This window comes from Desulfosporosinus nitroreducens (assembly GCF_023897015.1).
GTDB lineage: Bacteria > Bacillota > Desulfitobacteriia > Desulfitobacteriales > Desulfitobacteriaceae > Desulfosporosinus > Desulfosporosinus nitroreducens.
In genome coordinates, this window is the sequence record NZ_JAMHFY010000002.1 from 1 (window position 1) to 12,678 (window position 12,678).

The 12,678-nt window shown below is 40.3% G+C and carries 10 protein-coding genes and 4 pseudogenes; 12 read left to right on the top strand and 2 right to left on the bottom strand.

Going from position 1 to position 12,678, the window contains the following annotated elements; genetic code table 11:
* The first annotated feature begins 233 nt into the window (after positions 1-233).
* Entirely contained in the window at positions 234-956 is a 723-nt protein-coding gene (locus M8E35_RS02180; RefSeq protein ID WP_252467104.1) for a VanZ family protein, read from the top strand.
* Between the two features lie 93 nt (positions 957-1,049).
* Here the strand turns inward: M8E35_RS02180 and M8E35_RS26820 are convergent.
* A pseudogene (locus M8E35_RS26820) lies at positions 1,050-1,198 on the bottom strand (ATP-binding protein); the annotation flags it as partial.
* 363 nt (positions 1,199-1,561) lie between these two features.
* On the opposite strand from M8E35_RS26820, the gene M8E35_RS02190 reads away from it, so the two are divergent.
* The 6 genes and pseudogenes from M8E35_RS02190 (at position 1,562) to M8E35_RS02215 (ending at position 9,580) form a co-directional block, all read left to right on the top strand.
* A complete protein-coding gene (locus M8E35_RS02190) occupies positions 1,562-3,016 on the top strand; it encodes a sigma-54 interaction domain-containing protein (RefSeq protein WP_252467106.1) in 1,455 nt (484 codons plus the stop codon).
* Between the two features lie 281 nt (positions 3,017-3,297).
* The gene (locus M8E35_RS02195; protein ID WP_252467108.1) at positions 3,298-4,710 is read left to right on the top strand and encodes a trimethylamine methyltransferase family protein; all 1,413 of its coding nucleotides are present in this window, start codon (positions 3,298-3,300) and stop codon (positions 4,708-4,710) included.
* A 17-nt stretch (positions 4,711-4,727) separates the two neighbouring features.
* Complete coding sequence (gene caiT, locus M8E35_RS02200) at positions 4,728-6,236, top strand: L-carnitine/gamma-butyrobetaine antiporter (RefSeq protein ID WP_252467109.1); 1,509 nt, start codon at positions 4,728-4,730, stop codon at positions 6,234-6,236.
* Positions 6,237-6,347: 111 nt separating this feature from the next.
* A pseudogene (locus tag M8E35_RS02205) lies at positions 6,348-6,978 on the top strand (cobalamin B12-binding domain-containing protein).
* Positions 6,979-7,073: 95 nt separating this feature from the next.
* Positions 7,074-7,874 carry a methyltetrahydrofolate cobalamin methyltransferase gene (locus M8E35_RS02210; protein WP_252467110.1) on the top strand — a complete coding sequence of 267 codons (801 nt, stop codon included), beginning with the start codon at positions 7,074-7,076 and terminating at the stop codon, positions 7,872-7,874.
* 200 nt (positions 7,875-8,074) lie between these two features.
* The gene (locus M8E35_RS02215; protein ID WP_252467111.1) at positions 8,075-9,580 is read left to right on the top strand and encodes a glycine betaine uptake BCCT transporter; all 1,506 of its coding nucleotides are present in this window, start codon (positions 8,075-8,077) and stop codon (positions 9,578-9,580) included.
* A gap of 41 nt (positions 9,581-9,621) precedes the next feature.
* Here M8E35_RS02215 and M8E35_RS02220 read toward each other — a convergent pair.
* Positions 9,622-9,807, bottom strand: a pseudogene (locus M8E35_RS02220) (tyrosine-type recombinase/integrase); the annotation flags it as partial.
* On the opposite strand from M8E35_RS02220, the gene M8E35_RS02225 reads away from it, so the two are divergent.
* From M8E35_RS02225 to M8E35_RS02240, 5 genes and pseudogenes are all read left to right on the top strand, one after another.
* Positions 9,796-10,260, top strand: a complete 465-nt coding sequence (locus M8E35_RS02225; protein WP_373887417.1) for a cell wall-binding repeat-containing protein — start codon at positions 9,796-9,798, stop codon at positions 10,258-10,260. The pseudogene M8E35_RS02220 and the gene M8E35_RS02225 sit on opposite strands and share 12 nt — an antisense overlap.
* A 344-nt stretch (positions 10,261-10,604) precedes the next feature.
* Entirely contained in the window at positions 10,605-10,898 is a 294-nt protein-coding gene (locus M8E35_RS02230; RefSeq protein ID WP_252467113.1) for a hypothetical protein, read from the top strand.
* 183 nt (positions 10,899-11,081) lie between these two features.
* Positions 11,082-11,216, top strand: coding sequence for a hypothetical protein (locus M8E35_RS26380; RefSeq protein ID WP_289710651.1), 135 nt, complete (start codon positions 11,082-11,084; stop codon positions 11,214-11,216).
* A gap of 296 nt (positions 11,217-11,512) precedes the next feature.
* Positions 11,513-12,109: pseudogene (locus M8E35_RS02235) on the top strand (DNRLRE domain-containing protein); the annotation flags it as partial.
* Positions 12,110-12,201: 92 nt separating this feature from the next.
* Positions 12,202-12,678, top strand: a complete 477-nt coding sequence (locus M8E35_RS02240; RefSeq protein ID WP_252467114.1) for an RHS repeat protein — start codon at positions 12,202-12,204, stop codon at positions 12,676-12,678.

A 12,678-nucleotide genomic window follows, 5' to 3' on the forward strand; every position in this document is an offset into this window, starting at 1 on the left:
AGTATCAGAACTAGGAGCTATGTTGGAATTCCAGCTTATGAATTCTTAAGATTTTCTTATCTCGGTATCTGGAGTTTCACTGTGACATACATGTTCTTTGCGACACTACTGCATCTTAATAGTTGTAAAAAAACATATTAAGGAGGAAATCACCATATCTTAAGGTTTAATTAAGACATTGCCTTTTTAAATATCCTACAATAAGCAAGTTAATTACAACGGAGGTGAATTTAGTGATCATTACGATTTTAATATTTATTTTAGTGTCGATTACATGCTTTATTAGTACTTTGCCATTCTTGATTCCATACCAGATACTACTGACCTCTCAAAGCAAAAAGATTGACTATAAACTGTCAATTGAACATATTGTAATAGTATATATCTTTGTGTACTACTTTACTGGTGTGCTAAGTTTTACTGGTATTCCTTCCATAAGGGACATTGTTCATAACAGCTTTGGAGTAATAACACCAAAGGGGTTGAATATTCCACTGGATGAGATCAATCTGATTCCTTTTTATTGGATTACAGAGGGTGTTCGCCCATACATTGAAAATATATTACTTTTTATACCTCTTGGATTTTTTCTTCCATTTATTTGGAAAAAGTATGAAGTGTTATGGAAAACAGCATTATCCGGTATTACATTCTCTCTTATAATAGAATTGAGTCAACTGTTCAATAGAAGAATAACGGATATTGATGATTTACTGATGAATACTCTCGGAGCGTTAATCGGATGGGTAATTTTTAGGCTGCTGAAAGAACATTTATCAAAATTACGGGACAAGGTTTCTGTCCAAAGTACCAATACCGAAAAAATTCCCTTACTCCTTCGTGAAGAGGCATGTTTTTATATGGTCAGCGCATTCTCCGGTATGTTCTTTGTGTATTACCCATTTTTAAAATCTTTAAACTTTGTGTATTATCCATTCTTAAGATCTTTATTTTAATCTACAAAAGGACAAGCTGTCTGACTTAAGCAGATAACTTGTCCTTTTCTTGCTTTTGTGGAAGCACGAGAGTTAAAGACTGTCTTTTCTGTATTACTTTGCACGAATACTGCCTCCATGCGCGTTTACGATTTCTTTGGCAATAGCCAGTCCAAGCCCGGCACCGCCTGTATTGGTAGAACGGGATGTTCAAGCCGAAAAAATTTCTCAAATATCGTTTCCAGTTTTTCTCGTGGCAGAGTGATTGATTTTTTAGCTGGGGGTTTGAAGGAGGGATGACAGGTTATAAAGGCATAAAATTCTCAAATGCTGTGAGTGAAAATGGTTGCCAAGGCCTAGTCAGGTTCAATTGTCAACCTTTTTTATTATGACTTGGGTGAGTTTATTCAGGACATTGAGCTTTCAACAAAGCCAATTAATCAGCGCTATCGCCATGCCGGTCCCAGATTCGAATGCGCATTCGAATTTGGGACCGGCACTTTAGATAGGGGAGGGGTTCCGAGACTTGGTTTATATATTGAAATATTCATTCAGGTGGCTTTAGAGGAAATTAAGGAAATATATCGAATTTATTTTGCTAAGAGGTAAGTGTTTGAGGTGAAGGTATGGAGAATAGGTTCAAAGAGTTCATTAATCAATATCCGTTCTTTTGTGACATGTTAGAAACCCTTGACTCAGCTGTCTACTTCTGTGATATTAATGGCCGTCTGCTTTATATCAATAAAGTGGCAGAACGACTGGATGGGTATACCAATGAAGAACTTTATGACCGTACTGTAGGAGAGGCCTATGGTTTAGATGAGAAAACCAGCCCGATGTTACTGGCACTAACTACGGAAAAACCTGTGGTGGATAAGGCTTTTCGCTATATTGTTAATGGTCGGGAGGTTTATCAGATATGTAATGCCCGTCCTCTTTTTTTTGAAAAGAAAAAAGTGGGGGCATATACTATCCAAAAAGATGTGACTCAGTTAATGGAGGTTATAGAACAAAATATCAGTCTCCAAAAACAAGTATTTTTGCCAAATGAGGATGATCCAGAGGAATCACGCCAAGATATTGTTGGCCTAGACCGTCTCATCGGTGAGCATCCTCTTATCAAGGAATGCAAGGAAATGGCAATAAGGGCGGCGAGAAGCGACTCCCCAGTTCTTCTCACCGGGGAAACGGGTAGCGGCAAAGAACTCTTTGCGCGCTGCATCCATCGAAACAGTAACCGGAAAGATGGCACTTTTCTGGCAATAAATTGCGCAGCTATTCCGGAAACCTTGCTGGAGAGCATTCTTTTTGGTACTTCTAAGGGTATTTATACCGGGGCAGTGGAACGAAAAGGCCTTTTTGAAGAGGCTGAAGGAGGTACATTGTTTTTAGACGAAATCAATTCAATGCCTCTCTTTTCCCAGTCAAAACTGCTTCGGGTTTTGGAGGAAAAAGAAATTCAACATCTTGGCAGTAAAGAGCGAATCAAGATCAATGTCCGTATTATCAGCAGCAGCAACGTTTTTCCAGAGGATGCAATCAGTAAAGAGCAGATTCGGGAAGACCTTTTTTATCGTTTGGCCGTGGTGAATATTATGCTCCCTAGCTTGGCCAGTCGCAAAAGTGATATTCTTTTACTAACCAAACATTTTATCAAGTTGTTTAATGAGAGCTTCCAAAAACATATCATGGGTCTCGATGAGGACGTTTTACGATTCTTTTTGGATTTCTCTTGGCCAGGTAATGTCCGCCAGTTGAAGCATTGTTTGGAAGCTGCAATGAACTTAGTTACCGATGACGATCTGAAAATCAAAATGAAGCATTTACCTGCTTACTTGCTTTCCGGAAATAATGTTACCACTGGTGGTTACCTCCAAAAAAAGTCGATTGATAAAAACAAACATCTTAAATATCCTGAGCCGGAAAGGACCGGCGTATTTTCAACAATTTTTCAGAAAGAAAAAGAAGAGATTATCCAGGCTTTGATGGAGAATAAAGGGAATGTTTCCAAAACCGCCAAACAATTAGGGATGCATCGTCAGTCTCTTATTTATAGAATTAAAAAATTTAATATTACATAGATAGCAAAGTAGATTCTATGTTAATTACGAATTGCCTGTACAAATAAGCCTGCCGCTTTGGTGGGCTTATTTTTCCTTTTATGAGGATTTATTCCCTCTACCATTTCTTTAACAGAAAAGTCTATACAATTTTAAACAATATTGTTGAAATATAAACGATTCTAGTCAAAATATTTTGATTTAAGTAAATATCATGGCATAATTCATAATTTTTCTTATGGCACGAATATTGCGTGTATTTGAATGAGGCAGACACTAAAAAATTTAAGGAGGTTGCAGTCATGCAAAGGTATCAGATTTTGTCACAAAATGAAATTGAACAAATTCATGAGACAAGCTTACGGATCATGGAAGAAGTGGGCGTGATTTTTAGTTACGCTCCCGCCCGGGAAATCCTGGCCAAAGGAGGGGCCAAGGTTGATGGACAAAGAGTATACTTTCCAAAAGCTATGGTAGAAAGAGAAATAAAAAAAGCCCCCTCATCCTTTACTCTTTACGCCAGGAACCCTGAAAAGAATGTTCTGATTAATACTCAGAAAACAGCCTATGTTGGTCCTTATGGTTCCCCCTTTGTCATGGATATGGACAACGGCCGCCGTTTTGCAAAGTTAAACGATTTCATTAACATCTGCAAACTCGAACACAAAATGGATAATATCGACATCATGAGCCACATTCCATGTGAGCCTCAAGACGTGGATGTAGAGGTTCGTAGTCTGGAGATGGTTTATCAGACACTGAAACACAGTGACAAACCTTTGATGGCCACTGTTTTAGGTTATGAGATGACAAAAAGGAATCTTGAAATGGCTGCAATCGTTTTTGGCGGCCTAGAGGTAATAAAGGAAAAACCCGTTGCAGTAGGCATTCCGTGTACCTTAACCCCTCTTAGCTACGATGACAAAATGGCAGGGGCCATTATTGCCTATGCCCAATACCGGCAGCCCCAGTTAGTGAACTCACTCTGCATCGCCGGTGCAACGACTCCTGTCACTATCGCCGGTACTGTAGCCCTCCAGAATGCAGAAGTTCTCGCAGGTATAGTTCTTGCCCAGTTGGTCAGTGAAGGAACTCCTATTATTTATTCCGCATCCTCTTCCAATGCCGAAATGAGCAATGGTTCTCTCGCAATTGGCACTCCGGAAGATGCGGTATTTTCACTAATCAATGGTCAGTTAGCCAAATTCTATAATCTTCCTTGCCGGATCAGCGGTGCTCTTTCCGACAGCAAATGTGCGGATGCCCAGGCGGCTTACGAATCTATGCTGACATTGAGCATGGCCCAAATGGCCGGCGGCAATTTCATTCTTCACAGTGCTGGTATCATTGACACCTATAACACGGTTTCGCTGGAAAAAATGATGTTTGACGATGAAATTATTGGTATGATTCGTCGTATTAATCAGGGCGTTGTCGTCAATGAAGAAACCCTGGCCTACGATGTCATCAAGGAGGTCGGTCCTCAGGGCCAGTTCCTCACCCATGTGCATACATTCACCCATTTCCGCAACGAATTCTACCGTCCAACCCTGAGCGATCGCAATAACCCCACCCAGTGGGAAGCGGAAGGTTCTCTTACTGCAGAAAAGAGAGCCAATGCCCGATGGAAGAAACTACTTGATGAATACGTAGAACCTGTTCTGGACAAAGATGTTGATGCCGCCTTAAAAAAATTTAAAGAAAAAAGGATCTGAACAGAGGGAGCAAAAATATGAAAGATAAAGCTAATAATCAAGCCAAAATTGACCACATGTTGTTTTGGCCCCCACTGCTGGTGATTGTCTTACTTTGTGCTTTTATAGTTTTAAATCCGGAAAGCGGTAATAATGTTGTCAACAGCGTATTTGCAGTGGTAACCGGGAAGCTTGGCTGGACCTATGAGATATTTGTATTGGCTAACATCGGGCTAATCCTTTACTTCATTTTCGGCAAATATGCCAAAAAGAGATTTGGAGATGAAAAGCCGGAATTCAGCACCTTGACCTGGCTGGGAATGCTCTTCACGGCAGGTACCACCGGCACCATCTTTTTTTGGGCCACCATCGAATTCTATTACTTTCTCTCCGGACCACCGTTTGGGCTTGAGCCCTTTTCCCCCGAAGCCTGGGATTGGTCCATGGCTTACAGTCTCTTTAACTGGGGAATAGGCGGATATGGACTTTATGTAGCAATTGGGGTTGTTTTTGGCTATTTTTTCTTTGTTCAGAAGAAAGAGGTTTTTCGTCCAAGTACGGCCTGCGAAACATTCTTAGGTAAACACGCCAGCGGAGCTGTTGGTAAGGTCATTGATATCTTCTATATGATTGGAGTGATAGCAGGGGTAAGTACCTCAATCGGCTTAGGAACTCCTATCATAAGTGAACTAATTACCAAGATGTCCGGCATTCAGCATACCCTGGGCTTGGATGCGGCCATTATCATTATCTGGACGATCATTTTTACAGTATCTGTTTATTCAGGTTTGGAAAAGGGTATTGCTTTTCTTAGTAATGTACGGGTTTATTTGGGGTATGGCTTGTTGATTTTTATTATTCTTGTTGGTCCAACCACGTTTATGTTAAACAATTTTTTTGATGCTCTAGGCATTTCTCTGAATAGTTTTATGCGGATGAGTCTGTATACTGATGCACATCTGCAGACCGGCTTCCCCCAAGGTTGGACAATTTTCTTCTATGCCTGGTTTATGTCCTTTGCACTCAGTACAGGCATGTATCTGGCGCGCATATCCAAAGGACGCACAGTTCGTGAATTTGCATTGGGAGCTACATTTTCCGGAGTATTAAGTGCCTATCTGTATTTTGCTGTTCTAGGCAACTACAGTATTCAAGTCTTTAATGAGAAGGTTATCGACGTAACACAAATCTTTAACGACTATGGAGCCCAAAGGGCTGTCGTTGAAATCTGGAATACTCTGCCCTTGAGTATGATTATCCTGCCAATTTTCATGATTCTGATTTTTATCTCCACGGCTAACGTTATTAATAGTGTGGCCTATACCTTGGCGATGGTTTCGTCAAAAGAACTGAAAAGTGGAGAAGAGCCAGGTAAATTGAGTAGGATAGTTTGGGCAGTTATTCTTGGCTGTCTAAGCCTTACACTTATGTTTTTGGGTGGTCTTAAACCACTGCAGACATCGGCTACTGCCGGATCGTTCCCTACAATGATCATTATGGGCCTAATATTCTATGGATTCTTGAAAGAACCCAATCAATGGGATTAAATGATTTTTTAAGTCCTGGGATGAAAATCTGAGGGAATGATCAGAAGATGTCGATGATTTGAAGAATAAAAGGGACATTTTAATATTAACAGAAATAGGGAGGAAATAATAATGAGCGATTTCACTAAGTTAGCAGATGCTGTTTTCCGAGGAGACTTTGGCAGTTCAGGGCAAATTACAAAGGAACTTATCGATAATGGTACGGAACCTTTAGCAATCATCAACCAAGGCTTAATCGCAGGTATGGATATAGTAGCACCTAAGTTTAAAGCCGGGGAAATGTTTGTGCCGGAAGTAATGATGGCTGCCAGAGCCATGGCTGCGGGAATGGAATTACTGAAACCTTTGATTAATGATGTGGATATTCCTTCTAGGAACTGTAATAATTGGAACTGTGGCAGGGGATCTCCACGACATTGGTAAAAACTTAGTAGCCATGATCTTAGAAAGCGGCGGCTTCAAGGTAATCGATTTAGGTGTCGATGTCTCGGTAGAAAAATTTGTTGAGGCAGCAAGGCAGTATAATCCACAAGTCATTGGTATGTCAGCTCTTCTAACGACAACCATGCTTGCCATGAAGGATACGATTGATGCCCTTACGGAAGCAGGTTTACGCCAGAATTTAAAAGTTATTGTGGGTGGAGCTCCTTTATCCCAAGAATTTTCCAACCAAATTGGTGCGGACGGTTATGCGTCGGATGCTATGACTGCCAAGGAACTATGCGAGAAACTTGTGGTTTAGCCTGTATGAATACGGTTCAGGTAGTAATATAACTGCCTGAACCCTTTCCTTAGATTTGCTGTCAAGAACAAAAATATTAGAAAGTGGGTTAAGAGATGTTAATTATAGGAGAACTTATCAATACGAGCAGAAAAGCCATTAAAGAAGCAGTAGCAACCAAAGATGCCAATTATATTCAACAAGTGGCTAGAGAACAGTTGGAAGCTGGAGCAAATTATATTGATGTCAACTGTGGAACCATGGTTAACAACGAGGTTGAGATCATGGAATGGCTGGTTAATACTGTACAGGAAGCGGTTGAGGCGCCGCTCAGTATTGACAGCCCGGATCCCAAAGTCATTGAGGCCGGTTTAAGACTTGTTAAATATGGCCAACCCATGATTAATTCCATTTCTGATGAGAAGGAACGTTTTGACAGCATCTTACCGTTAGTCGTTAAATACAATGCTAAAATTGTGGCATTATGCATGGATGATACCGGAATGCCGGAAACCGGCGAGGATCGTGTACGTGTTGCCAAAAGCCTTTATCAAAAACTTACTGCAGCTGGTGTTTCTGACGAAAACATTTACTTTGACCCCCTGGTTAAGCCAGTTAGTGCTGTAGAAAAAGCGGGTGTTGAAGTATTAGAGTCCATAAAATTAATCAAAACATTATACCCTAATGTACATTTTACCTGTGGCCTCAGTAATGTTTCGTATGGGCTACCAAACCGCAAGGTGTTGAACAGGCTATTCGTTGTACAGACCATGACAATGGGGATGGATGGCTATATACTGAACCCAACTGATAAAGAGATGATGGGAGTAATCTATGCTTCACAGGCATTATTAGGCCAAGATTCTTATTGTATGAACTATTTAGCCGCTCATCGTAAAGGCTTATATGAAATTTAACAAGTAAGTCTTAAGCAAATCATGGAGTAATTACCCATGAAGTCAATCTCCGGTATTTGGTTTCCCAACGATAAATACGAGAATTGTATGTTATGTTCAAAGAAATGTCCCAACAGAAAAGCTGTATATGATCCGGAAATGTATGATAGCATCTTCCTGCGCCCAACAGAAAAGCCAAGATTGTAGAATGGGGGGTGTCTATGAAAAGTGTAAGCAAAGTAGATAAACCAATTCTGTGGAGTTCACTGATAATTTCAGCAGCATTTGTAGTTGCTACACTGGTGACTCCATCTGGTGTTTCAACGGTTTTTAATGAGATCTTCTCTTTTTTTACCAAGAACCTTGGTTGGGCCTATATGTTAACTGCGGCAATGTGTGTTGCTTTCTGTATTGGTTTGGCGTTAAGCAAATACGGCAATATCAAGCTCGGTAAAGACGATGAAGAACCTGAGCATAGTCGTGGAAGCTGGTTTGCCATGCTCTTTGCTGCAGGTATGGGTATAGGCCTAGTGTTCTGGGGCGTGGCCGAGCCGATTATGCATTTTAACTATTCTCCTTTCGCGGACAGCAAGACTCCAGAGGCTGCCAGGATTGCGATGCGTACGGTACTTTTCCACTGGGGACTTCATCCCTGGGCTATGTATGCTGTGGTTGCTCTGGCCCTGGCTTACTTTCAATTCTGCAAAGGTCTTCCCGGCCTAATAAGCTCCACACTCTACCCATTAATTGGGGAAAAAGGTATCAGAGGCCCTATTGGCAAAATCATCGATGCAATTGCTGTTATCGTAACTTTATTTGGAGTTGCAACTTCCCTTGGACTAGGTGCCCAACAGTTTACCTCAGGAATGAATTTTGAATACGGTCTTCCTAACACTACCACTGTAGCGGTTGTGTTAATCGCGATCATCACAGTTTTATTTATCATTTCAGCTGTTACCGGAATAGATAAGGGTATTAAATTTCTTAGCAATACCAATATGGTTATTGCCTTCCTGCTCATGCTTTTTCTCTTAATCGTGGGCCCTACAAGATATATCCTAAATATTTTTTCCGAATCGATGGGTGATTATCTGCAAAACATTGTTTCCTTGAGCTTCTTTATGGATACTCAGGGAACAGTTGCAAAACATACAGGTAATGACTGGATTGGCTCATGGACAGTTTTTTACTGGGCCTGGTGGATTACCTGGGCTCCCTTTGTAGGAAGCTTTATTGCCCGGATTTCTAAAGGTAGAACCATTCGTGAATTCATGGTAGGTATACTTGTTGCGCCCACCTTGTTAAGTGCAATATGGTTTAGCATCGTAGGCGGCAGCGCTCTTAACATTGAGCTGTTTGGCAGTGGAGGAATTGGTGCCGCCGTTGATAAGGATGTTCCCAGCGGTATTTTCGCATTGTTAAGTCATTTCCCATTAAGTAGCCTGACAGTCGTGCTTACGATGATTTTACTGGCAATATTTTTTATCACTTCTGCTGATTCCGCGACCTTCGTTATAGGTATGTTTACTTCCGGTGGAGAACTAAACCCGGATAACCGGCTAAAAATTGTTTGGGGTGTTGTGGAAGGATCTTTAGCTGCTATACTCCTCGTAGCCGGCGGACTTTCCGCAGTTCAAACAGTTTCATTTATGTTTAGTTTTCCGTTCATGATAATTATGATCCTAATGGTTGTAAGCTTGGTTAAAGCTATGGGCAAGGGAAGTTAGTTCGATAGTTTTTACCGTATTTTATGAAGATATCTTGGACCTTAGCCATTGTCTTTGTATGATTCAACCATCTGATCAAGGGGACTTGTTACGTTCAGAGATTCAATCTTAGCCAAATGCAAGTAAACGCAGGTCGTGTTGATATTTGAGTGACCAATTAGTTGCTTGATGTGATAAATACTTGTACCGGATTCCAGCAGGTGAGTCGCGAAACTATGCCTCATATAACTGCATTTTATCGCTATGGATATCTAAGACTTTTAGAGAGGCCACTTCGCTTAGGCGAAGCCCTGTCATTCCATGCAATACTCGTTTATGGTGAAGATTTCTCAGATGCTTTAAGTGCAGTGCCATTAACTAAAAAATATTGTAGTGGGCCTCAAAATGCAGCGATCCTATTGACCGAAAGGGATTATATTCCAAAAGATACCTTGGATGTAATAAGAAAATTACATGTTAATGATATTACAATTATTGGTGGAACAGGTGTAATTTCATTGTCAGTAGAAAATCAATTGAATGCATTAGGGATTAATACTAATAGATTAAGTGGACTTGACAAATATGAAACCAATATAATTATTGCCAATCAACTAGATAATGTTAGTGAAATTGCAATTGTAACGGGGGAAGATTTTAGCTATCAAGATTTAGGGTTATCGTCAAGGACTTGGGCATGACAATTTAACGCATCTGGACGATATTTTCATACGTTAACATTAATAAAGTTGCGACTTATCGTAGTCATTATGACCGCCTTTCGACTGACAAGATTTACCAACAGAATACAATGTGGGCGTCAGGAATTGTTCATAGTTCGATTACTGGGAGTTTAGCGAACAAAATAAAGTTCCAAACTACCGAGGTTAGAGCATCGATAATTGAGAAATGATCAGTTACTTGTGAGAGATATCCGACGCAGGAGGAATTTTATGCCAATATGACGAAGACATATAAAGTAAGATAATTGATTTTTCAAATGGAGTTATTTATATATATTTCTTAAAAGAGAGGATGGAGTGTTTTGAAGAAGTTCGCCAATCTTATTATTATTCTCTTTACATCCTTATTAGCTGCTTGCGAAGTTTTATTTTTAGGACTAATTTTCTTGAGTAATGCACTTAGTTCAGTCTCAATCGGATTCGTTGGAATTAAGTCTAGTATGCAAATATTTCTTGATTTCTTTATTGTCGCAATATTTGTGGCTGTCTTATTCTATTTCATTAAGACTAAACAAAAAGCAATGATAATAACTTCTTTAATTGGTCTGGTTTCTCATGTAGCTTTATGGCTATTTATTTCTAAAAGCGTTTCATAGGGAAGGCCACATCGTATAACAAAAGCATTCAAGATGATAATTAACAGTCCCCTCGTTCAAAAATGTACGAGGGGACTTAACGTAACCATCATTATCGGACTTTCTCCGGTAATCTTCTGGATAAGTAGAGGATTCGAGAATGCTTAATACGTATTGTTCTTATTTCGCACGGGGGGGTAATGTATGAAAGATGATTGTATAGCTGCACATAAATATAGTTCTAACCACAATGCCGAACTTCCGTTGGCTGATCTCACTTTAACGTGGCAGTTTGAATGGAACGATGTTCGTGGTAGGCCTTATGGAATTGGAAATTAGTTTCAGGAAAGGCCTACAAGATTAGATTGATGTTAACATTTAATGGTGTAAGTCAAACTACTCGAAGTAGCTTTAAAATAAAGTGACTATACGTCAGGTGAACAGTGGTTGACAATAAGGTGTATTGTTAGTCTCCTAGATGGGTCAGAGGTAAAGTGTGGAATTAAATAAGGATAATAAATAAGGATAATAAGTTATAGCCGACTGGGTGGTAGTTGTTCACACCTTGGTCGGTTTATTTTGTTGTTTGGATTTTATCCCTTTTGAATTAACTCAAAGTAAATGCTCAGGATACCTACGTTGCCAGTGCATACCCTTACATTAATTACTATAATACGAGTTATCTCTATGTCGGTCACGATGCCACAATTGGTGCGACACGCTCCTTGGTTAAATGGCCCACTTTACCGGATATCCCTAATGCAGAAGTACTTGGTGGTCAAATCGGATTTTATCAATACCATGCTTACTCACAGATTGCTCCGGTAGAGATGCATAAGGTGACAACAAGTGGATGGGCTCATGACAAAGTAACGTGGAATGCACTGCCAAGCTTTAATGCCTCTGCCGAATCTACATTAGGAAGCTTAGTTACAGGCTATAATTATTTTGAAGCTACTAGTCTTACTAAAGAATGGTACGCTAACCCTCAAGCCAATAATGGGGTGATTTTTAAATATGCCGACAGCCAGGAAAACTCGAATACAAGAAGGAGCTTCTATTCCTCGGATTGGATTAATCCGGATAGAACTTCCCTTGGTAAGCCGAAACTTGTAATCTCCTTTAGATCTAAAGAATTTCTGGGTTTAGCGGATTATTGGAAATTTACCCCTGACATATTTCAGGGCGAAGGAACCGGCGTCGTTAACGTCATCAATGGCAACTGTCTATGATATTCCCGTTTTAGATTTAGCCAGCAGAGTAAATGCGTTTAATCTAAAAATGGTCTACAACAGCCGGTCCTCCTATCAGGATGCCTGGGGCTATGGCTGGACGTTCAGTCAAAAGTGCCAACCTAAAAGGCCCGACCCTCGCTGAAGATATTCAGACCAGCTATAATTACGATGCACAGGGGAATTTAAAGTCTAGAACTGATCCCAATGGGCGTGTTACTAATTTTGATTACAACGCAATTAATAAGGCTGTTACTGAGACAGATCCCTTAGGGAAATTTATCACTTACGATTACGATGAGAACGGCAACCTAAAATCCAGTACCAGGGGTAAAGGGGTGAATATAGTCCAATCGGAAAGCTACACTTATGACCGGAAAAATCGGCTGCTGGAAACGTATATCGGAGGCGTAAAACAATTTACCAATGTCTATAATCATGCAGATGAGAAAACGCAAATGACGTTGGCAGACGGTGTGACAAAATACACGTATTCTTACGATGCCAACCATCGCATCTTGACAGCTTCAGAGCCAGGCAGCAGCTTTTCGTTGAGCAATGAATACTGA